Source organism: Fannyhessea sp. C0108B2, from assembly GCF_056583915.1.
In genome coordinates, this window is record NZ_JBWPJQ010000007.1 from 11,293 (window position 1) to 34,110 (window position 22,818).

At 43.5% G+C, this 22,818-nt stretch carries 22 protein-coding genes and 1 tRNA gene; 4 read left to right on the top strand and 19 right to left on the bottom strand.

The annotated features are described in order from the left end of the window. Positions 1 to 186: 186 nt before the first annotated feature. Positions 187 to 2,187, bottom strand: a complete 2,001-nt coding sequence (uvrC, locus tag AC1DBT_RS04405; protein ID WP_480018751.1) for an excinuclease ABC subunit UvrC — start codon at positions 2,185 to 2,187, stop codon at positions 187 to 189. A 149-nt stretch (positions 2,188 to 2,336) separates the two neighbouring features. Here uvrC and AC1DBT_RS04410 point away from each other — a divergent pair, with 149 nt between their 5' ends. Continuing rightward, positions 2,337 to 4,187: an FAD-binding protein gene (locus AC1DBT_RS04410; RefSeq protein ID WP_480018752.1), complete on the top strand. Its 1,851-nt coding sequence runs from the start codon at positions 2,337 to 2,339 to the stop codon at positions 4,185 to 4,187. A 170-nt stretch (positions 4,188 to 4,357) separates the two neighbouring features. Here AC1DBT_RS04410 and AC1DBT_RS04415 read toward each other — a convergent pair whose 3' ends face one another. From AC1DBT_RS04415 to rpsP, 8 genes are all read right to left on the bottom strand, one after another. After that, positions 4,358 to 4,756 carry a kinase/pyrophosphorylase gene (locus AC1DBT_RS04415; RefSeq protein ID WP_480018753.1) on the bottom strand — a complete coding sequence of 133 codons (399 nt, stop codon included), beginning with the start codon at positions 4,754 to 4,756 and terminating at the stop codon, positions 4,358 to 4,360. Positions 4,757 to 4,772: 16 nt separating this feature from the next. Next, positions 4,773 to 6,869 (bottom strand): glycine--tRNA ligase subunit beta, encoded by a 2,097-nt coding sequence (gene glyS, locus AC1DBT_RS04420; protein WP_480018754.1) that lies wholly within the window; start codon positions 6,867 to 6,869, stop codon positions 4,773 to 4,775. Further along, complete coding sequence (locus AC1DBT_RS04425; protein WP_480018755.1) at positions 6,870 to 7,817, bottom strand: glycine--tRNA ligase subunit alpha; 948 nt, start codon at positions 7,815 to 7,817, stop codon at positions 6,870 to 6,872. Positions 7,818 to 7,894: 77 nt separating this feature from the next. Next, positions 7,895 to 8,482 carry a signal peptidase I gene (gene lepB, locus AC1DBT_RS04430; RefSeq protein WP_276790434.1) on the bottom strand — a complete coding sequence of 196 codons (588 nt, stop codon included), beginning with the start codon at positions 8,480 to 8,482 and terminating at the stop codon, positions 7,895 to 7,897. A gap of 5 nt (positions 8,483 to 8,487) precedes the next feature. Beyond that, positions 8,488 to 9,234, bottom strand: a complete 747-nt coding sequence (gene trmD, locus AC1DBT_RS04435) for a tRNA (guanosine(37)-N1)-methyltransferase TrmD (protein WP_480018756.1) — start codon at positions 9,232 to 9,234, stop codon at positions 8,488 to 8,490. A 4-nt stretch (positions 9,235 to 9,238) separates the two neighbouring features. Next, positions 9,239 to 9,769 (bottom strand): ribosome maturation factor RimM, encoded by a 531-nt coding sequence (locus AC1DBT_RS04440; protein WP_480018757.1) that lies wholly within the window; start codon positions 9,767 to 9,769, stop codon positions 9,239 to 9,241. 3 nt (positions 9,770 to 9,772) lie between these two features. Then, the gene (locus AC1DBT_RS04445; protein WP_010242782.1) at positions 9,773 to 10,135 is read right to left on the bottom strand and encodes a KH domain-containing protein; all 363 of its coding nucleotides are present in this window, start codon (positions 10,133 to 10,135) and stop codon (positions 9,773 to 9,775) included. A gap of 32 nt (positions 10,136 to 10,167) precedes the next feature. After that, entirely contained in the window at positions 10,168 to 10,521 is a 354-nt protein-coding gene (gene rpsP, locus AC1DBT_RS04450; protein WP_006303237.1) for a 30S ribosomal protein S16, read from the bottom strand. 278 nt (positions 10,522 to 10,799) lie between these two features. On the opposite strand from rpsP, the gene AC1DBT_RS04455 reads away from it, so the two are divergent. Beyond that, positions 10,800 to 11,471: a response regulator transcription factor gene (locus tag AC1DBT_RS04455; protein ID WP_276799406.1), complete on the top strand. Its 672-nt coding sequence runs from the start codon at positions 10,800 to 10,802 to the stop codon at positions 11,469 to 11,471. 93 nt (positions 11,472 to 11,564) lie between these two features. After that, positions 11,565 to 12,836: a sensor histidine kinase gene (locus tag AC1DBT_RS04460; protein ID WP_480018758.1), complete on the top strand. Its 1,272-nt coding sequence runs from the start codon at positions 11,565 to 11,567 to the stop codon at positions 12,834 to 12,836. Positions 12,837 to 12,864: 28 nt separating this feature from the next. Here AC1DBT_RS04460 and rsfS read toward each other — a convergent pair whose 3' ends face one another. After that, complete coding sequence (rsfS, locus tag AC1DBT_RS04465) at positions 12,865 to 13,290, bottom strand: ribosome silencing factor (RefSeq protein ID WP_480018759.1); 426 nt, start codon at positions 13,288 to 13,290, stop codon at positions 12,865 to 12,867. Positions 13,291 to 13,294: 4 nt separating this feature from the next. Continuing rightward, entirely contained in the window at positions 13,295 to 13,954 is a 660-nt protein-coding gene (gene yqeK, locus AC1DBT_RS04470) for a bis(5'-nucleosyl)-tetraphosphatase (symmetrical) YqeK (protein ID WP_480018760.1), read from the bottom strand. 70 nt (positions 13,955 to 14,024) lie between these two features. Between yqeK and rlmD the strand changes: the two genes are divergently transcribed. Continuing rightward, positions 14,025 to 15,374 (top strand): 23S rRNA (uracil(1939)-C(5))-methyltransferase RlmD, encoded by a 1,350-nt coding sequence (rlmD, locus tag AC1DBT_RS04475; RefSeq protein ID WP_480018761.1) that lies wholly within the window; start codon positions 14,025 to 14,027, stop codon positions 15,372 to 15,374. A gap of 327 nt (positions 15,375 to 15,701) precedes the next feature. Here rlmD and AC1DBT_RS04480 read toward each other — a convergent pair. The 8 genes from AC1DBT_RS04480 to AC1DBT_RS04515 form a co-directional block, all read right to left on the bottom strand. After that, a tRNA-Phe gene (locus AC1DBT_RS04480) sits at positions 15,702 to 15,777 on the bottom strand. A 234-nt stretch (positions 15,778 to 16,011) separates the two neighbouring features. Then, entirely contained in the window at positions 16,012 to 18,045 is a 2,034-nt protein-coding gene (locus tag AC1DBT_RS04485) for a DUF2207 domain-containing protein (RefSeq protein ID WP_480018762.1), read from the bottom strand. A gap of 362 nt (positions 18,046 to 18,407) precedes the next feature. Continuing rightward, positions 18,408 to 19,034 (bottom strand): FHA domain-containing protein, encoded by a 627-nt coding sequence (locus AC1DBT_RS04490; protein WP_480018763.1) that lies wholly within the window; start codon positions 19,032 to 19,034, stop codon positions 18,408 to 18,410. Positions 19,035 to 19,056: 22 nt separating this feature from the next. Then, positions 19,057 to 19,398, bottom strand: a complete 342-nt coding sequence (locus AC1DBT_RS04495; protein ID WP_480018764.1) for a DUF192 domain-containing protein — start codon at positions 19,396 to 19,398, stop codon at positions 19,057 to 19,059. 2 nt (positions 19,399 to 19,400) lie between these two features. Beyond that, a complete protein-coding gene (locus tag AC1DBT_RS04500; RefSeq protein ID WP_480018765.1) occupies positions 19,401 to 19,964 on the bottom strand; it encodes a hypothetical protein in 564 nt (187 codons plus the stop codon). Positions 19,965 to 19,991: 27 nt separating this feature from the next. Continuing rightward, the gene (locus AC1DBT_RS04505) at positions 19,992 to 22,028 is read right to left on the bottom strand and encodes a beta-carotene 15,15'-monooxygenase (RefSeq protein ID WP_480018766.1); all 2,037 of its coding nucleotides are present in this window, start codon (positions 22,026 to 22,028) and stop codon (positions 19,992 to 19,994) included. Beyond that, positions 22,000 to 22,503 (bottom strand): TadE/TadG family type IV pilus assembly protein, encoded by a 504-nt coding sequence (locus AC1DBT_RS04510; RefSeq protein WP_303870914.1) that lies wholly within the window; start codon positions 22,501 to 22,503, stop codon positions 22,000 to 22,002. Before AC1DBT_RS04510 ends, AC1DBT_RS04505 begins: the two co-directional genes overlap by 29 nt. Then, complete coding sequence (locus AC1DBT_RS04515; protein WP_480018767.1) at positions 22,478 to 22,783, bottom strand: hypothetical protein; 306 nt, start codon at positions 22,781 to 22,783, stop codon at positions 22,478 to 22,480. The genes AC1DBT_RS04510 and AC1DBT_RS04515 overlap by 26 nt, the downstream gene beginning before the upstream one ends. Positions 22,784 to 22,818: the final 35 nt, after the last annotated feature.

Below are 22,818 nucleotides of genomic sequence, written 5' to 3' on the forward strand. Positions count from 1 at the left end.
GAGTGTAGCGTGCAAACGTATATTTTTATTATCATCCAAAATTTTGCGAATGAATAGTAACGTACAAAATTTACAACGAAATTACGACGGTAAAACTTTATGCCAGCAATTCCATGCAACGCCGACGATGACAACGTGCAACGAATGCTGCTCATGCCATGCGACGTCGCAATACCTGCCGTGCTGCTAATGCCACGTTTGCAGAACTTCCCACACATTTTGTGCAACTTGAGCGGAAATACCTGAAACCTGTGCAATATCACCCACGCTTGCCGCGCGCAAGCGCTTCATAGAACCAAAATGAGTAAGCAAAGCATGCTTACGCTTGGGACCAACACCTTCAATTGAGTCTAAAATTGATTTAGTCATTGCTTTATCGCGCAATTCACGATGAAAGGTAATCGCAAACCTATGTGACTCATCACGAACTTGTTTAATTAAATACAAAGACGCAGAACCCGAAGGCAAAACAATAGGCGTTGTATCCCAGGGCACAAAAACCTCTTCATCGGATTTTGCCAAACCGCACACCGGTATATCCAAATCAAGCGCGCGCAACTGCGAAAGCGCGGCAGAAAGCTGCGGTTTTCCTCCATCGAGCACCAATAAATCAGGCTTTTTGCCAAAACGCTTATTGCTCATAGTTTTTTTGCTATACCGTCTAGAAAGAACTTCCTGCATAGACACAAAATCGTTAGCCTCATCAAGCGGTGTTTTAATAATAAATCTTCGATATTGACTTTTGTCCGCCCGACCATTGGTAAATACAATCATAGACGCCACGGTAAAATAGCCATGCAGAGTAGATATATCAAAACATTCGATGCGCAAGGGCGCGCGGTCAAGCGCAAGCGCGCTTTCGAGCTGTGTTAAAGCTAGATTAGTACGATCCTCACTATACCCCGTTCGTACCGAGTAACGTTTAAGTGCGCACGAAGCATTTTGTATGACCATAGCAAGCAAATCACGCTTTTCACCACGTTGGGGAACGCGAAATGTCACGTGCGAGCCACGTTTTTCACTCAACCAATTGCTAAGCGCATCTACATCCAAAACCATTTCATCAAGGTTAATTTCGGCAGGAATATCTGCTGTTTGATGATAATAACGCTTGATGAAACTCTCTTGCAGTTCGTTTTTTGGAACGTCTAGACCTTTATTCAAAATAAATTCGTTCGTGCGAATAACACGCCCCTCACGAACAATAAACACGCAGGCAGCCGATATGGTTTCTTCGCGATAAAACCCAATGCAGTCCATAGAGAGCCGCGACGAAAAAACAACTTTTTGTTTATCGTTAAGCGCCTGCAATACCTGCAAGCGATGCTTTATTCTCCCCGCTTTTTCAAACTCAAGATCTTGTGCCGCAGCGTCCATGCGCTCGCTCAATACATCCAAGATATGCTTGCGCTTGCCCGATAAAAAGTCCTCGATAAGCGCAACATTTTGACGATACTCATCAACACCTATACGTCCAATACAAGCACCAGGTGCTTTTTGCATATGATAATCAAAACACGCCTTACCGTGTTGTGCCAAACTAAACGGAGCAAGTTCTTTTTCGTCCGCGTGCTTTTTAAAATAACGCTCAAGTCTTTTCCACTCGGTACATGAAGCACTGCATAGGGGCACTGCTTTACGTAAAATTTCAATCGTTTCGCGTGCAGCATACACATCGGTATATGGGCCAAAATATTTTGTTCCGCGTTTATGATGCTCGCGCGTGTATTTAATTGCGGGGAACAGCGAATTTTTGGTAAGCGCAATATAGGGATAGCTTTTGTCGTCCTTAAAATCAACGTTATAATAGGGCTTGTACTGCTCAATAAGGTTACGTTCTAATACCAGCGCTTCGTGTTCTGAACTCACAACCACGTAATCAAAACTTGCAACTTCAAGCATCATACGAGGAATTTTAAGACGATCATCACTAAGCGTTACGTACTGGAGCATACGCGCGCGTAAGTTTTTTGCTTTGCCCACATAAATTACGATGTCCGACGCATTTTTCCACAAATAACACCCAGGAAGCACAGGAACTTGTTCAACTTCATGCACAAGCTCGCAGCGAATACCATGTATCGTGCGCGTGGGTGCTTGCGTTTGCGCGGACGCTTCGCGCTGCGCTTTCTCATCTGGCACACACAAACCAACGCGCGCTTGTTGTGTAGTATGATGTATGCTCATATAGTTCCTATGATATGGTTTTCTAAATTGCTTCAGTTTTGTATTGTAAAACTTATGTGCAGTATAACATGAGCTGACAAGCTAAGTTCATAATGAAGATGTGCTTGCAGGCGGTCTTAAAACACCATTTCAAACGCAAATGAGGGATTATGCACACGTCAACACTTCAAGTAGATGTTTTGGTTATCGGTGCAGGGCTTGCAGGTACACAAGCAGCCTACGCCGCCGCACAACTTGGTGCACGCGTTGCTATTACCAGTAGTTCTCATATTTTTTCGGGGTCAAGTTTTTCACGCAGTACCTACGAGATGATTGTTCTGAAGTCCCCTCGTGACTCAGAAAAAGATGAACTTATTCGCACCATTGAAGCCGTAGGTCAAAACGTAACTGATCATGAGCTTGTAAAAACCATGGTAGATCACATTGCAGATGCTCACGAAAATCTGAAACATCAAAAATTGAGTCTTATTCATCCCCGTGGCGAAGAAGCACAAACATACATCCCATCGTTTGACCATCGAAGGCGCTCCTGGTGCAAAATTGAGCCAAAACGGTATCGCCACGCCTTAGAGCGCAAATTTCATGAGCTCGATATTATCGAAAAACCCCATCTGCAGCTCGTTGATCTTGTTGAACGTGGACAACGCGTACTTGCAGAGGATGTATGGGACAGAGATTTCTTTACACGCTGCACATCAAAGCATATGCCAAAAGATTACGCGTGCTCTGACAAACCACCAGATACGCAGGTAGACGCGCCCATGCACGCGCCAGAACAAGCGGCGAAAGAAGCGGCGGAACACGCACAAGATCGCGCAGCTGAAGAAGCGCCAGAACACGTTATTTGTGGAGCCCTGTTTTTTGATACCAACACCAACAGTTTTGTATATATCAAAGCAACAAGTATTGTTATGGCAACGGGCGGTTTTACCTCAATTTTCAAGCGGTCGTTGAGCGCACGATCAGGCGCTGGCAATATCCATGCTGTTTTGCTTTCGCATGGTTTATGCATGGCTAATCTTGAGTTTATGCAAATTGTACCTGCATTTCATAGCAATCACGCACCGATTATATGCAACCGTGATATGTTCAAGTGGGCAGATTTTTATGCAGACGATACGTTAATTCATCCGCTGCATACAGGCGATAAAGACCTGTTGGAACACCGCTCGCAATATAGCCCGTTTACCTCGCGTCTTTCGAGCAAATCTTTTGACATACAGCTTGCAGATCAAAGTCTTAACCATCAACTTTCACTTTTGTATACGCGCCTTCCAAATCGGCTTCCTCAACCTATTCTGACCTATATGAACACGCTTAAAGCGGCCAAGTTGTCTATGCACAAACGTCTTAATTTTGACTTGTATGCATATACATCTAACGGTGGTGTTGTCATTGATTCGCATGCGCTTGCACGTACGGCTTGCAATCATAATATTAAAGGACTTTTTGCTGCTGGAGAAATAGCCGCAGGTATGCAAGGCGCCGATCGCTTAGGTGCCATGTCGTCTACCAGCTGTATTGTCTTTGGACAAATCAGTGGCTTTGAAGCAGCAGCTTATGCACGCGCAAAGCAAGCGCACAAAGCGCTCGAACAAACAGACACCAACGACATATATATCGATACTCATTCCGATACCCTCTATGCTGCACAGGCGCAGCTTTCGTTATGTGCATCTGCTCAAGCGGCGCAGATTGAAGAAACGCTTCATATGCTTATGACACGACAATGTTTTTTGATTAAAGACGCGCCTTCGTGTAAACGGGCGCTAAGCAGCATTACCTATCTGCATAAAGTTTTGGCAAGTACAAAAGAGCCAACCACACAATATCGCGATGTTATGTATACACTTGCGGTACAGCAGCAACTCATTATTGCCAAAATGTTTATTCTAGCGTCACTTAAGAGAAACGAAAGTCGCGGATCGTTTTATCGAAGCGATTTTCCTAAACGTAGCTCAAGTATGGCATTTCCAAGTTATAGCTGGATAGATTCTTAAAAGCGTGTACAAAGCGTAATTTATTCCGTGCCTGCGTGTGCTAGAGCGCGTGGCAGATACCAGGTTTTCTTTACACAAAAACCCACCATGCATACACATGATGGGTACCATACAATCTATACACGCAACATGCTAACAGTTGTTTTGATAGTACAGATCAAGTGGCTCTCTTAGAGCTTTTCGATAACGGTATGTGCACGATGTCCTGCCACATACAACGGATCGCGATGAGTAAGCGTTGATAAAACCGTAATTGCAGGGCCTAGCAAGTCAACCGATGAAATCTCTTGGTCGTCAAACGTGCGACGCAGCTCTCTTCGTAAAGGCTCGTTAACAATGGTATGAAAAACAGCAACAGGAACATCATCGTTCATATTTTTCTTAAGGTATTCCATAACCATTTCTACACTGGTTACATTACCTAACTGCTTTACAATAACACTGCCTTCTTCAAACTGATCTGCAGCAGCTTCAACAACTTTTGCAGCGGTCTCACCGCGTGAATCAGAAATAACAAAGATGCACGCTGTGCGGGGCTTCAATTGTTGTGGATGCGCTTCTAAAGACATAAAACCTCCAAACGAATTACTTCTTCTTAGTTAAAGCCGCTATATCTGCCACCTTGCTAAAGACGGATGTAAAAGTATTTAGCAAGCGGAAGCGGTTGTTTCTAATTTCAGTATCGTCGTCCATGATGCGCACGTCATTAAAAAATTGGTCAATCGGCTCTCTTAATTCGGCAAGCGCGGCTAATGCACGCGCGTATTCACCGTTTGACAACGCTTTCTCCACATTATCACGACCGTTTGAACACGCAGTAAAGAGTTGTAATTCCGCAGGTGTAAGCATGGAAACGTTTACATCGGTTCCCAAGCTTGCATCGGTTAGGTGAGAAGCACGTGCATATGCAATTGCTAAATCTTCAAAGAGCTGAGGCTCACGTGTACGCGCCGAATCAAACGCCTGTACACGCGCAAAAAATTCGCGTGGGTCAATAATTCCTATTGCAGCGATAGCAGAAATAGATTCAGCACTTACCGATTGCTCTTTTGCAAGTGCTTGCAAACGAACCGAGAAAAACTCACTAACGCAAGCGGACACCGCTGACGCATCAAAATCAAGACCTTGCTCTTTAAACAAGTTCAAAGCAGCATCGATAAGCGCCTTAAGCGAACACGAGGGCAACTCTTGTAAAATTGCTATAATTCCCAGGGCACTACGACGCTGGGCAAACGGGTCGGACGAGCCAGTAGGAGGCTCGTTAATAGCAAACATGCCACAAATTGTATCAAGCTTATCAACAAGCGCAACAAGCTTTCCTACAAAATCATCAGGCGTTGCATCTTTAGAAAAACGAGGACGATAGTGCTGGGCAATTGCTTTGCACACACGCGGATCCTCGCCCATAGCGCGCGCGTAATAGCCACCCATAACACCTTGTTGCGAAGTAAATTCTACCACTGCATTGGTTACTAAATCGGCTTTTGCAAGATAAGCCGCGCGCTCACAGAGCTTAGCCACTGCGTCATCTGCTTTAAGAAGCTCGGCGCACACCAAAATAAGCTTAGTCATACGATTGGTTTTATCAAGGACGCTTCCCAGCTTTTCTTGAAAGACAACTTTAGAAAGGCGCGGAACATATTCATCAAGCGGATGTTTGAGATCTTCTTCAAAAAAGAACTTTGCATCGTCTAAACGCGCACGAACAACACGCTCATTACCGTCGATAATAGCTTTGTCGGCAGAGGCAGCTCCGTTTGAGACAATCACAAAATCTCGTGTGAGTTCGCCATCTTTAGTATAAATGGGGAAATAGCGCTGATTGGTAAGCATGGACTCACAAATAATCTCGTGCGGAACATCCAAAAATTCTTGATCAAAAGAACCAATTAAAACGCGCGGATATTCACATAAGTTAATAACCTCTTCAAAGGTCTTTTTTGGCATGTCAACATGGAGCTGAGGATGCTCATACTCATAGGCCGCTACCTCGTCTAAAATCTTTTGACGACGCTCGTCTTCAAGCAAAACGCCCGCGTCGCGCAAAATTGCACGATAGTTGCCAGGACAGTCAATGGTATGCAAGCCATGTCCTAACACACGATGACCCTGCGTTGTACAAGAAGAGTTCACTCCTGCATAAGAAAACGGAATAACTTCTTCATCTAACAGAGCAACAAGCCATCTAACAGGACGAACAAAAGATTCGGTTTCAAACGCCCAACGTTGGCTTCGATAGTTTGGCCATTCGAGCGAAGCTACTATGTCGTGACATATATCACCAAGCAACTCTTGTGCGGTACGCGCTGCAATAAACTTTTGGGCAAAAACGTAATTTTTGCCGTCTTCTGCGGTTTTTTCGATAAGATCATGCGCATCTACCCCACACTTTTTTGCAAATCCCAAAGCCGCCTTTGTAGGTTGTTTGTTTGCATCAAACGCAATGCAAGCAGCAGGTCCACGCTTAATCTCATTAATTTCAGGTGTTTGAGCTGCAAGATCATGCACAAGAACGGCCAGGCGACGCGGACTTTGATGCGCCTCAACACTACCAAATGTTAAGCCACTTTTTTGCAAGTGAGCCTGCATAAGCTGAGCCAGCTGTTTTGTTGCATGAATCAGAGGTGCTGACGGCATTTCCTCTGTTCCAATTTCAAGTAAGAATTCGCACGACTTGCTCATTTATGCCACCTCATTTGCAGTTGGGTTTTGTTTCGATAAAGAATTATCTGCAGGCTTGGGTGCCTTTGATTCTAGCGCCGCAAGCGATGCTAAATAGGCCTCGCAGCACGCCTTGGCAACGCTTCTCACTCGTAAAATGTAATTAGCGCGCTCGGTAGCAGAAAGAGAACCGCGCGAATCAAGCAAGTTAAACGCATGAGAACATTTCATCACACAGTCATAAGCAGGCAGCGGCAAATTACGACGCAAGCAGGCATGACATTCTTCTTCGTATTCGTCAAATTTTTCGCGCATAAGTTCAACATTTGCAACTTCAAAGTTATAGGTCGAAAATTCAAACTCGTTTTGGTGAAACACGTCACCATAGGTAACACAGGTTCCATCTGCAAGCTTATTCCACACCAAATCGTAGACCGAATTTACACCTTGTGTATACATTGCAATACGCTCAAGACCATAGGTAATTTCTACGGGTACAGGCGCAACTTCAATGCCACCTACCTGCTGGAAATACGTAAACTGCGTAACTTCCATACCGTTGAGCCAAACTTCCCAACCAAGCCCCCAGGCGCCAAGGGTTGGCGATTCCCAGTCGTCTTCTACAAAGCGGACATCGTTTTCTTGAGGATCCAAACCAATTGCTTCAAGCGAGCCAAGATATAAGTCTTGTGCATTATCAGGAGAAGGCTTAATAAGCACCTGAAATTGATAATAGTGCTGCAGGCGGTTTGGGTTATCACCATAACGACCGTCAGCAGGACGCCGACAAGGCTGAGCATAGCAGGCCGCCCATGGCTTATTTCCCAGTGAACGAAGCAGCGTTGCTGGATGAAATGTTCCTGCACCAACTTCGCTGTCATAGGGTTGCATAACGGTACAACCGTGTTGCGCCCAATACGTTTGTAGAGTCAAAATCATATCCTGAAATGTCAGGGGCGTTTTGCTCATATCAATCTCCTTACCGCTTTAGGAAAACTTACATGTGTTATATGTCTACAAGCGCAGACACACAGACGCGCCGCTCTTTAATGCGGACGCTCCAAACTTTTTGCATGGTCAAACGGCCAAATAATCCAAAATCCGCGCGACGAAACAGAAGATATATCTACTGCACCAAACCAACGCGAATCAAGCGAATTGCCTCGGTTATCCCCCATGACCCATATACAATGTGCAGGCACCGTATAAGGAAACGTAATTGCACCTTGTGGACCTACTCCCTGATTGGTAATAGGCTCGGTAGGTTGGTGATTAACGTAAGGTTCGTTAAGTTTTTTGTTATCAACATAAACATTGCCATCACGCAAATCTATGGTTTGACCCTCAGTTGCAATAACACGCTTAAGCAGGGTATGTCCTGTACCTGCAGGATCATTAAACGTAATGATATCTCCTGCTTGAGGTTTTCCAAACTTATAGCTGATCTTTTCTCCAATAAGGCGATCTTGTAACTGCACGGTAGAAAGCATAGAGCCCGTAGGCACCAAATACACTTCCGCCACAAAAGCGTGAACTACAAACACAATACCTGCAGATATTGCAAGTGTTATGACCCAGTCAAAACACGTTCTTAAAAATGAACTACGCTCTTGTTGAGGTTGCATATGTCTCATACACATCACATTTCTTTTCTATGAGATGTTAGATTTTGAACAAAATCATACTCTTTATCACTAAGCGTTGCGCGTGATAACAAATCGGGACGCCAACGAGCCGTTCTTTCAAGCGCATTCATACGTTTCCACGTTTTAATTGCTTCATGATTACCACTGAGCAGAACATCAGGAACACGCGCGCCCTCTACCTCACGCGGACGTGTATACTGGGCATATTCAAGCAATCCTGCGTCAGAAAATGATTCGTCGTGAGCACTTTGTGCATCGCCTAAAGCTCCAGGTATGAGCCTAATAGTAGCATCAAGCACCACAAGCGTTGCTAATTCGGCACCGGTAAGTACATAATCACCTAACGAATAAATAGCGTCGGCTTTTTGGTAGACACGCTCATCAATACCTTCATAGTGACCACATGCAAAAAGCACGCGCTTTTTGTGCGAAAGTTCAGCAGCGCAGGCTTGTGTAAAACGTTTACCGCACGGAGAAAACATAACAATGTAGGGCTTTTCTGCGCTATACGAAGAAATTTCAGAGAAAGCTTCAAAAAAAGGCTCGCACTTCATAAGCATTCCCTGTCCCCCACCATATGGTGCATCATCTACACTGTGATGTGCGTCGTGAGTCCAGCGGCGTAAATCGTACGTTGTAAGCGAATAGAGATTATGCGCACGTGCCCTGCCCATAATGGACGCATCCATGTATGGCTGAAACAAGTTAGGAAATATCGAAAGCACTTCAAAGTTAATCATGCACTTACAACCTACTTTGCAAATCAAGAAGGCTTTGCGGAATATGAGTAGTTATAATATCTGTATCAGCTGTTATATCATCTACAAACTCAGGAACAAGCGGAATCATCACATCAGAGTACTGGCCATGTACTAAAAGCGTGTCTTGAGCCGAACTTCTAAGAACCTCGCTTACCACACCTAAATCACCAAAACGCTTATCGTGCACCGCTTTATTGAGCACAGGCTCAATACTTTGCTTTGCCTGCTCATCCGTTAGATCACAACGGTTGATAACCAAGTAAGTGCCTACATAAAACTCGGCTATGCTTCGCGAATCAAGCTCTGCGAACGACAAAACAAGTCCATCGGCTGCGCACGTGGCCGCTTGTACGTGAAGCACGCGCGGACGGTGCAACATGGGAGGTATGCAATACAGTTCTTGCTGTGGGGTGGGTGTAAAAGAAAAGCCGTGCACAAAGTGTGCAACGACTTCTCCTTTATTACCATATACCTTAGAAATGCGAGCAAACACGCTATATTCCGGGCAAGACATAACTTATCCTAAAACCTCAACCTCAACAGCTGTGTTAACGCGCGAACCAAGAGCTCGGGCAAGCGTACGAATTGCTTTAATGGTGCGACCCTTGCGGCCAATAATACGACCTGCATCTTCTTCGGCGCACGAAATCTCGATGAGTGCTGCGCCGTTACTATCGGTAACATCAAGCGCAACAGCTTCTTTATTGGTTACCAAACCACATACAATGTATTCAACAAGATCGGCAACTTTATCGGAAGCAAGCTCACCTTCTGCTAAAGGCAACGTAGAAAGAGACTCTTTGTGCGAGGCAGCATGTGCGCTATCTTGCGCGTCTTGAGTGTTGAGCTCTTCATGGGTTTCAGGAATATCCTGATCCATGACGTTTTCCTGAATTTGATCACTCACGTTAACTACTCCGCATCTTGAGCTGCATCTTCTGCAGCAGCCGCAGCTTCTTCTGCAGCAGCTTGAGCCTTAGCAGCAGCTTTCTTAGAGAGTTTACGTTTCTTCTCTGGAGCAGCAGCACCGCTGCGTACAATGTCGATAAGGTGAGAAACGGTAGAAGAAGGCTGAGCTCCTTTAGCTACCCATGCATCAACCTTTTCTAAATCGATATCAATTGACTTTGGATTGGTGAGCGGATTATAGCTACCAATTTGTTCAATGTAACGACCGTCACGAGGCATGCGACCATCAGCAACAACAACACGGTAATACGGACGCTTTTTTGCTCCATGACGAGCAAGACGAATCTTTACAGCCAAAGTAGAACTCCTTTACACACGCGACGCGATGGATACGAAGAAAAAGTGCGTCGCTTTGCCACTTAAGCAATGTTTAACTATACGACATTATAACAGTAAAAAACCGTGTCGTTTTTGTGAACTCTTACTAAAATCTTTGGTTTTTTATAAAAAAGTTCATAGTTTCAGCAGAAATTAAGTTTCATGCATAAACTGGTATATATAAGATTTATTCACCTGTACAAGTATACTTTTAAAACAAACATGTGTTGTTGAAAATTTTCGCTAAGGAGGCGGCTATGAACATTTTGGTTATAGAAGACGAAAAAAATTTAGCAGATGCCATCGTTCGTATTCTAACAGATGCTCATTACCACGCTGAAGCCGTATATGACGGAAAATCAGGACTCATCTCGTGCCAAAGCGGATTATATGATGCGGCTATTGTAGATAGAATGCTTCCTGGCATGGACGGCCTTGATATTGTCAAAGAAGTTCGACGTAGTGGCGACTCTATGCCTATTTTAATTCTTACTGCTCGGACATCTACACAAGATAAAGTTGATGGCCTTGACGCAGGTGCCGATGATTATCTTACCAAACCTTTTGAAGCTCCCGAATTACTTGCTCGTTTACGCGCGCTTACTCGTAGGCAAGGAGATGTAATTATCGAGCAGATGAGGTTTGCCGATTTTACGCTTGATTTAAGCACGCACGACCTTAAGTGCAAAAATCATTCCGTTCATCTTTCGGGTAAAGAATTTGAAGTCTTAAAAATGTTACTGAGTGCGCCGTCACGTGTAGTGTCCAAGCAGGATTTGTTAACCTATGTATGGGGTACCACAGCTGATGCGTCAGAAAATTCGGTAGAAGCCTACGTTTCATTTTTGCGCAAAAAGCTGGCATACGTTCATTCAAAGGTTCAAATTACTACCCTTCGTATGTTGGGCTATCGTCTTGAAACGTATTAAGCACCAGGTATGGGCAAATCTGGCGGTCTCTGTATAATTGGCATGGTGCGCCGTTTGGCGCGTTGTAGGAATTGCGGTTGATAAGGCTCGTACATGTGTAAACAAAAAATGGTTATGCTCAAGGCACTAAAATATAAATTTCTGTTAAGTATTGTCATTCTTGTTGAAAGTGTCTTAATAGTCCATACGTGCATTTCTATGTATCTTACTTACCGTGCGCAAGAAATTAAACTTAATAATTACCTTGAGTATATTATTACTGAGGATAACCCTGATCTTCAGCATTTTGGCCAAGTACCCTTTCATCACAGCGATATTAGCGGCACAACCAATATGCTTTCTGTGGTAGTAAAACTTAATGACTCTGGTGAAATTTGTCCAAGTGAACACCCCGAATATATTGGCTCGGCGCCAGTTGAAGATATTTGCGCGCAAATCATGGGAAACTCTGAAACACGAGGTAAACTTACCGATTACCACGTGAAATGGCTTAAACACGATAATAAAATTGCGTTTGTTGATACCTCGGCATTTGACTTTTCGTTTGCGCAAAGCATTATTTTGGTTTCTGCCATTATTGCCGCCACTTTGGTAGTTATTACCGGTATCGCCTGGGCACTTTCTAACTGGGCAATAAAACCTATTGAGGAAGCAATGCACCGACAACTCGTCTTTTTGGGAAATGTATCGCATGAACTTAAAACTCCACTTTCGGTGATTATTGCCAATACCGATATTTTGCTGCATAGTTCGCGCTTAGAACCAGAGGAGCGCAAATGGGTTCAAAATACGTCAGAAGAAGTGCTGCAGCTCAAACAGATGATTAACGATCTTTTGGAACTTGCGCAAAGCGATGAAGCAGCTGCTGGCGCACCCAATATTTTACATCCCACACGCTTTAATTTTTCTGACATGGTATACGAAGCTGCGCTGGAGTTTGATACCTTGGCGTTTGAACATGGATGTACCATTCAAACTGATATTCCAAGAGATTTATTTTTATTTGGCGACGAGGAAAAACTCAAGCGGCTTGTACACATCTTGCTGGATAATGCATGTAAATATGCGGCTAAGTCTTCGGTTATTCAAGTAAACCTTACAAAAACAAATAAAGCAGCAGGAAATGCCTTGCAACTTTGTTTTACCAATCAAGGCGAAGTCATCAGTCAAGAAGACCAGGCACATATTTTTGACCGTTTTTATCGAAGTGACAAAGCGCGCTGTAAAACAAATAAAAAGGGTGGTTTTGGACTGGGGCTATCGATTGCGCTTGGTTTGGTAAAGTCGCATAAAGGTACCATTAAAGTTGAAAGTACGGCAGAAACAGGCACCACGTTTACGGTAACGTTTCCCACGCATTTATAAAGGGCGTCTGCGAGTGCTCAAGTGCAGGTCATTTTGTTAGTCGCACGTCGTTCGCGCAGCGGTTCTCAAAACTATGCTCATCTTGATCCGCACACGTACAATCATCTAGATACTGCACAGAAGTATCTTCCCAAATATATTCCAGCCGATACAGCGTGCGAATTTCGGCGGTACAAATGTGCACCATAACACAACCGTAATCGAGTACCACCCACGAATCGGCATGAATGCCTTCCACGGCGCGTGGAACCTCGTGCGTCTGTTTGCGTACACCATCTTCAACGTCTTGTAGCAACGCATGTAAATGGATACGATTACGCGCGGTTGCAACCACCATATATGGACACAAACCACGCTCAGGCGGCAATGTAATAAGAGCTGTATGCTCGGCTTTTTTACTATCCAATATCTGAGCAATACGCAAGGCAAGCGTTTTTTCACTAAAGTGCACCACAATACTACTTTCCAACATGAGCAAACGTACGAATATAGTGATTATAAAGCTGAATGCTTGGCGGATAAAGATAACGCTGCGTTTTAAGAACGTACACAAGACCACTGGTAAACGACTCAAAAAAGACGCGCTCAAGCGGTTGTGCGCCAACGGATGCGCGAATAGCATCAAGCGCAGGATAGGGCTTTCTCAGTGGCTCAATCCCATCGGCAACAAAAACAATCATATCAAGTGCGCTCATGTTAGTCCGTGCAACTGTGTGATAACGAATAGCGTCGATAATGTCATCTGAAAGCTCAGGGAATCGTTCGTGCAACTCACAAGAAGCAGTGAGTCCATGTAAAAGATGACAGGTTTGCTCCAAAGGTGCACCCATATCAATGCCGTAATGTTGTGCCTTTTCAATTTGATCAGGTGTACTTAAAATCTTATCCCAATCGTGCAAAAGACCAGCAATATAGGCATGCGTTTGATTCTGCTGGTAAACTTTGGCCATGTACGCAGCAGTTAGAGCAACACTTTTACAATGCGCAAAACGCCGAGGGTTAACCTCACTCATGCGCGCGCTTAACGCCTGCGTAAGCAAGGTAATTGTGCGTTTGTCGTTTTGAGAAAATTGTGGCGTAAAACGTTCAAATGATGAAAGCGATTCAAAAGACGCCATTTTGCTCCTCTCACCGTGCCAATAGCTATTAAAATAGTAACTGTTTTACCACTTGTGAGAAAGGTATACGGTGATTTTGCGTCAAAACGCTACGATTATAGGGCCCATAACCATAGAGCGTATGTCATACGGAGCCGAAGCTATCGCGCATATGCCAGATGGCAAGTGCGTGTTTGTACGCGGAGCAGTAACAGGCGACGTATGCGAAGCTACGATCACCGAGGAAGCCAAGCACTATCTGCGCGCCGAGGTAACGCGGATTCTTGCCGCATCACCTTATAGGGTAAAACCAGCGTATTCATACGACGAACAAGCAGGTGGATGTCCGTGGGCCAACCTTGCATATGACGAGCAGCTCAAAGCTAAAAAAGCAAATGTTGTGGACGCGCTTATCCGCACGGCACATATACAGCCCGATGAAGCACAAACGTTAGTAAGAGATGTGATTCCTTCTAAAAAGCAATGGGGCTATCGTAATAAAATTGAACTCAGTGCAAGTACGGAACATAATACCTTTTATTTGGGTATGTATGATCCTATACAAAAGCGGCTTATCCAAGTTTCGGGTTGTGCACTTGTTGATAAACGTTTTTCCAAACTGACAAAATCAATTACGGGCGCGCTGCAATTTATTGCACGTTCACAACAATTGGGGATCGAGCGCATTGCACTGAGAACTTCAGTTCGTACAAAAGACGTAGAACTGGCACTTTGGACCACTCCTGGTGCTTTCCCACGCGGCTATGTGGTAAAAATTCTGAATTCAGCAGCGCCTGAACTCACTTCCATTGTACGTGTTCTAACCAAGGGATCACGTCGCGCAAGGCGTGTGTGCGGTGTAGAAAAGTTGTACGGTAAAGGTTATTGGGAAGAACTTATCGCAGGTAGACGTATGCGAATTTCTGCTCCTTCATTTTTTCAAGTTAATACGCACAATGCCGAAAAACTCATTACGCGTGTTATGGATGATTTGGATGTACAGCCAAACGAAACAGCACTTGACTTGTATTGCGGAGCAGGAACGTTTACGCTTCCACTTTCAGAGCGCGCGCGTGATGTGATAGGCGTTGAAGCGCAAGGCAGTTCTATTCAAGATTTGCGCAGGCATATTAAACTTTTTAATTTACATAACGTTCAGGCAATTGGCGGAGATGCTCTGCGCGAATATCCAAAAGCGCATGCCGATGTCATTGTGGTTGACCCACCGCGAGCTGGTTTGGAAGCAGGCGTTTGCGATAAATTGTCAGAAAGTGGGGCGCGCGCAATTGCGTATGTTTCGTGCGATCCGCAAACACTTGCGCGTGATATACGTCGCTTTATTGATAAAGGTGCATATCTACCTGCAAAAATTACACCCGTTGATCTATTTCCACAGAGCTGGCATATTGAAAACGTTTGCTTACTGATAAAAGAAGATTAAGCGCGTTTTTGTGCATGTTTGTGCGTTTTTGTGCGTTTTGGCGTGGTTTTGCGTGGTTTGGTGCGTTTTTGAATCCCTAAACCCTTAAAGGATAATGCCCCCTTAATTAAAAAGCGTGGGCACTGCTTATGCTGCGCACTTAAAAAAGTATGATAACCTGTCACATTTTTTGTCACATGAGATTTTTTGGAGTATCGGTCACAACCTGCCACACCAGTTAAACACGCTTTTTTACACTTTGCACCACTTAGTGCAATTGATGAATATTTACGTATTAAAATGTTCGCGTTTGCGCTGGTAGATTATGTAAAAAGTGAAGAAAAGAACTGGTGGCTGGGAAGGGAATTGAACCCCTGACACGGGGATTTTCAGTCCCCTGCTCTACCAACTGAGCTACCCAGCCACGTTGCTACTTCTTAAAAAGCAAGCCTATTCACTATAACAAAAATGAAAGGTATGTCAAAGCCTAATTTCAAATTTTCTTAAAAATATGTGCAAACGATAAGCAAGCTCCACAATATTTGAAAATCATCTGCACGCATTACCGCTTCTGAACGCACCTTCTGTACGCTCTCAGAACTTTTCAAGAATTACATAGCTTCACGTAGGTTAAAATGCATAAACTCAAACGCATAAACTAAAATGCACCTCCGCCGCCGCCTCCGCCAAAGCCGCCGCCTCCGCCAAAGCCCGAAAATCCGCCTGATTCACCAAACAAACTACTTGCTTCACCAAAAGGATTATCGGCATTGGTAAGAGAAGAAGAAAAACTTGTAACGTTATCAATTCCTCTTGAAAAATCATCAAGAGGTGTATAGGCAGACATACGCGGTGCAAAAAGTGATGCGTACCACCAGTACATCATAAAATCGTCGCCGAGGTCGTCTATTTCCATGTCAGGGTTACTTGCATGGATATTCTTTAATAAATTGCTTGAAACACCCAACACAACCGCTAAAACAAGCAATCGGTTCCAAAGGATCAAATCGGTTGGAATAGTTTCTTTAAGGCGCGTAAAATCAAGCGCCCAACGACGAAAAGCATGCAACTTGGCGCGAATTTCGATAGCTTCTTGTGAAAGAGCCTTATAGCTTTTAAGCGCATATACATACCCACAAAAAACAAGGCAGACTGCTATGAGCTCACCCAATAACATGGCATCAAAAACCATATAACTGCTTAACCAACCAATGCAGCTAAGACAAGCCAGCAATGCTGCCAACACTATAAATATCCAGCAGCATACACGTGCGCGCGAAACAGCAGAAGAACGCTGGGCAAAGAAGAATGCGCGATACATAGCAGCACTCTCAACGCTTTGATGCCAATTCTGGTACGCTTTCGCACAGGATGATGCGTTGGCTTGCGAAGCGTTAAGTGCATGCATATCGGCAAAACTCACATGCGCGCCAACATATGAAACAGGCTCATCAGTATTGGAATTCTTGGGAACTTTGACAAAACTCGTTAAGAAATCATAGGCCTTTTTATCTATATCAAGTACATGTAAAGCAGAGCGATTGCGCTTTTCAGTATGTGTTTGTCTAAGCGTAGCTATATCCGATAATCCCAAACATTGAGCGTAATGAGGATCATGGTTTTGGAAAAGTGTATCTAAATAGTCTTTATCTTTTTGAATTATAAGCTCATAAGATTGCTTATCTTTTTTGCTGACCTCGCTTGGAGCAGCTAAAGGCTTGACGTTACAAGGTTGTAACTTACAGACACCTAAATCGCATAAGCGCATAAGAGAAGCCATCAGAGCTGACGGACGGATGTCCTTATCATAATACAGATATCCAAGCACAGCTGGATGATCATGAGATGGTACATCTCTAAAATAGGGATCGCTAAACTGGGGTCGATAGCAGCGTTTTTTAGATATCCACAGCACAATTCTTACAACGCATGCAAGAACAATAAACGCAGCCAGCACAATTTGAAGTACACGAGGTGCAAGCAGCCTTATCTCACGCTCTCGATTAGTTTGTTGTGCCCATGCACGCTCTTCTGTTAGTATGCTTTCTTTTTTATCAGCTTCTACTTGATCGGCAGCGGAAAGCCATGAATTTGGGAACAAGATGCGAACTTCTGCAAAAGCATGTGAGGGTACCTCGGGCACCGTACAAGTAATACCGCGAGAATGAAACGTAAGCGACCCGTCAACAGGTCCATGTGCCCATGCTTGAACATTTTTGCCTTCACGAACCGCGTCCCCTGAAGGACAAGGCAATTCGATCGTGCATGTTACATTATTTGAACCTTTTTTCCATCCATCCGATACAAACTTCCAATAGAGCACCGAGGTATCTCGATAACGCATTGCAACACGGGGCAACTTATACGATATTTCAAAGGTTGCGCGATCATTCCTATGTGCAGAATATACTTTTACATGCTTATATGTTGATTCGTTCTCTACCTCATACGATACAGCTGAACCGCTTTGTGCATCTGGTGTTGCAAGCTCAGAAACCTTAATATCTTGAGGTTCAATATAGCGATCTTCATAGTTTCCAAAGGGAAGATCCCAATATACGCCTTTAAACGAGCCTTTGAACTCAAAAGTACGACGTTCGCGAACTTGTAATGTGCCATCAGTAGTTACCGAGGCATAAATATTAACATCTGTTATGCGATAATTTTTATCTGCTAAAGCGTACGCGGGCATAAATGAGCAGCTCAAAAGATACATACCGCACGCAAGCGCACTCACAACTTTACAAAAGTGTATCCGTGAGCTATTCCGCCTATTAAACGCAGTCACTCTAGACGCAAACACACGAGCCAGCGCACACATAAGTGTTGTATAAACGGTATAAATCAAGAAGAAACACCCATTTTGCAAGTGGCAACTCTGATTGAGCTTTAAAGTTTTCATTTATATCCATTCTCATAGCTTAAGAACAGGTAAACACATATAGACAAGTATATCAAAGAACCATTGCAAATAGCCATGATCATAGGTGACACTGAAGCTGCAAACGAAGTGCTCATAATGCATACAATGCATAATCAACTCATGACAATATATTACGAGAGCCGCGTAAACGTAATTCCGCATACGTCAATCGTATCACCTACCATAACTGATACAGGATCCATAATCGCGCGACCATGAATTTTTGCTTCATTAGTTGCTCCACAATCCTCTACTAATACCTCATCTTTGTTAATAAAGATTCTAATATGGTTACGCGAAACAGAATGAGCATGCAAGACAACATCATTAGAAGAAGATCTTCCCACTCGTAGCTGATTACTAAAGCGAATTTTTGTGTCAAGAATTTCAGAGTGAATTAAAAATTCAGAACTGCTAAGCTCGTTAGTATGCATATCAGACTTCTGCTGCGCGCTTGGATGGGCTTCATATTTTCCCTGCTCTCGGTCAGACGAAGTGCGAGAAAAATCATATAAGCACCCATAGCATATGTTCATATCTTCAAAAAGTTCTTCATCACATACAGGACAGCGCTTCGTCGCACACATGTGTTGCGCTGAATATTTGTCATCAGCCGAAGCACGCGAAATACTTTCGGCTGTCTTCATATAAGATTCCATAGGTATGTGAAGCGAATTGGTAATATCAACTGATTCAGAATCTAGATCTTTCGCACTATTCATCATCTCAAGTTGATTGGCCTTCCTCATAAACTGCATAAACAACTCCTTTCACGTTGAACTAGCAAATACACCCTTCAAACATAATTCGATCACCTTCTTTAAGCCATGCCGTCGTTGAACACGGACGCTCAATAGTCCATTGAGCCTTCCTCGCTGTCCGAATATGCCAAGGCCTCAGTTTGCGACAGCTTTTTATCACCACCCCACGGCTATCAATAAAAGCAACGTCAAGCGGATACGCCATCCAACACGTATGAATCGAAGAACATCGAGCAAGCACAACGCCTCTATGCTGTGCAGTTGTTCCTATTAACCCTCGTAACTTTTCGTATATTGATTCAAGAATTTCAAACTCCCCTAACATAGCCTGTGAAGAGTTTTTTATAAGCTTTATAGTCATAATTACACCAATGCCCCTGCTCTAAATCTATCAACTACAAGAGACTTTTTATGCTCAACATAGGCTTGAGGACTAAACGCAACACCTGCACAAACAAACGATGATGGCCAAGGTTTATATTTCATAGTGCAGGTATATCTGGTAAGAAGAGGCGAGATTGCATAGGACAAAGGACGCGATGGATCCGCATGCAAAGCATCATTTTGTACTTCAATATCACAAAGATCTGTATCCATTGCTGCACGTAGTTGATTTTGGATCTCCTCACATGCATGCTGAGCACTTTGTTCTCCAGCAGGAGCAACACCTTGAACAAGTATTGCTTCTTGAGCGCAACGATCAAAGCGACTACATAGGTTGCAATACATGCCAACATTATATGAAATCAAGATAACTACCAGAATAATAGGCATGAGCACTACCAGCTCAACACACATCTGACCTGCATTATCTTGTAGGACTGCAATTTGGGAGTTGAAGCGGCATACATTTCGATTGTTACTACAAAGATCGTGCATACGCACAGCAATGGCACTACAAATATGGTGTAGAGTGTTACCAAACATGACTTACAACCTTTGCAAACTATGACATTATTTTTCTAATAAAAACGATAAATCCAGGTGTATCGGATAAGATTCTTCCGAACCTAGTTTGGGGATTTGTGCAATTGTGAACGAATCATCTCCTAAAAATTGTTTTATTTTTTCAAGATACTGTTTTTTAAACGCTTGAGGATCACGAGGCATCTTTTCAATCCAAGCACGAAGCTGATCGTTTTGAGATAGGCCTGCTTTATGTAAGACATATTGAGAATTGACGCGTACAGGTTTGAGAAGACGAAGATCCACAGGCTCAAACCCAAAACTTGTTATAACTTCACCGAGCTTATGCTTTAACCACATGCCAACCTTAGAATTTCCAGAGAAACTTAAACTTCTAAAAACGCCATCAGTTATTGAACCTATGTGATCATAGAGTGATCCATAATTTTCAAGCAAATCAGCCCAAAGTGTGCAAAGAGAGCTTATTATGGGAGATGCGAGCGGAAGATCCAACTTTTTTACTTCTTCTGCCGTTCTTTTAAGTACAGCATTTTGTGAATCTGAAGCGTCAGGGGCAAGCGCAGCTGCCGAAAGCGCTATACCGCCAGGTAATTGAGCTGAACTGGTAAAAGAAGAAACTAGATTATCTGGTGCTTTAAGTTCAGAAGAACGAATGACAAATGCAACACATCCATATGCACCAGGCGGACACAAATGAGGCCGTCCTGTTCCTATAAGTGCTAAAGCCTTATCAAACGCAGTTGCTGTAGTTTCGGCTTGATCTTGCATTTTTTGCTGAACTTCTTCAGCTTTTTCTTGCGCTTTTGCATAAGCACGCGCGGCTTGTTGAAATATCTTCCAATAATATTCAAATCCATTATTAATATTCGTGGATGCCGATGCTACTTTTCCCATAATAGACATATCTATCGCATCGGTTGAACTACTTTTTGCAACTCCTTGTTCAATTTCTCGTAAACTTACATAACGCGCTGGCGAGACATTCATATACTCAGTTGAACAATGTGCTACTAACTTCCCATCCTCATATGATGCAGGCCATAGCTTTTTGGTATAAAGATCACATCCTCTTACAGAATCTGCATTATGAGGTAATTCAGGCAAATTAACGAGGTTTTCGTCATTTTGGCATGAAACAGCTGAGATTTTGTCATACGCATATGAATAGAATTGCTTGCGAGCACAAGAGCGGCAATATTCATCCCAACTCAAATTTTTAGGAACTTCCATGCTTTTACGTTGCGCATAATAAGATTCTGCACGTTGTCTTGCATATTCAAACTCCCATTCATCATATGAATACATACGATTATAAGATTCCTCCAAATACGCTAAATCAGCTGCACGACTTCTCATACAATGCGGATTATCCACGCAATCTGCCTGATATGCTTTCAACTTGTTTTCACTCATCTCATTTTCTAAGGCTTCTAACTCCTTTGATTGATCGTGCAATTGTTTTCCAGCATTATTGAGATCTTTGGAATCAACGCTTACCGTCAAAGCTGGATATGAACTTTTAGAAACAAGTGGATATGGAACTGCAAGTCCAACATAAGGACATGTTTCGCTACTGTTAGCATATGCACATGAAAGTGAATTGTACGCAATAAGCGCAGGCAGAGCTTGCTCAAATTTTTGAATTCCTGCATAAGCACTTTGGGCAAAGCGCTGCCGAGCCACAAATACTTTCGTCCCCACATCAAGCAAAGGTGGTGAAAATGCATTTAAAATAGGTACCGCTGCAGCAACCAATCCAACAGCGTATACAAGCATCCCTACTAATCCCAAACTTAAAACAAAGGCGTCCAAGACATGCACAATCGTTACAAACGAAGAAACACAATTTGAACCTGCAAGTGCTGTGGCATCGGCAACTTCTTGAATGTCTGCAGCTCTACTTGAAATCCAGTGAAGCGTTGCCAGTGAAAAAATCAGCGAAAGTGTTACCAACAGCACGCACGCAATGCTTGTGGTTGTATATCCCTTCCTATCCGCAATAAATATGCTCAACGGCGAAACATGTGTATGCAATTCAATTCCAAATTCGCATCCATTCGTCATATGAACCTCCTAACCAGGAAGATTGATACGCCTGTTTAACGTGAGCGCGAAGTATCAAACCACGCTCATCTTTTTCATGAAACGTTTCGAGAAACTCTTTCCATAAAGGTAGTGGTGTTACATGCCCAGTTATAGATACTTCAACTTCATGCTCATCACGAGATATTTCAATCACCCAATCCGACTCATCACCGGAGTGAAACATGTCCAAACGTGGGAGTGCTTCTAGCCTGCGTAGGGCAAAACCCTGACAATCTTTATAAGATCCATCAAAATCAGTAGCTGCTACGCGTGCCGTTTCTGCTGCTGTTCTCTGCATAACCGATAAACTGAAAGAAAGAATGATAGGTTGCAATAACAATGCGCACAGCATAAAAATTATGGGCAAAAGCGCGGCGGCTTCAACCGTTGATTGTCCTTGGCGCTGGCGTACATAGCCATAAAACTTGCTAATAAAGAAGGATATCCTGTACATCACCAATCACTCCTTGAGCAGTTGTATGAGACGAAGCATCAATCGATCTTTGTAAAAGATCTTTGTTAGCCCATGCATGCCAGAGAGCACTCAGCGCAAGGATCATTGATAGAAAAGCAACCGTTACCAACACATATTCCAAACTCGCCTGACCACAACGACTCTGCATATGTTTTAATATCCAGCAACCAGAAAACAGACGCTGAAGAGATTTATGCAACTTGACAAACAAAACCCAACACGAGGCAATCTCATTTGTAGTACCTTTTAGAAAGCTCATACATACCTCTGCTTTCCGCATAACGCATTAAGGCG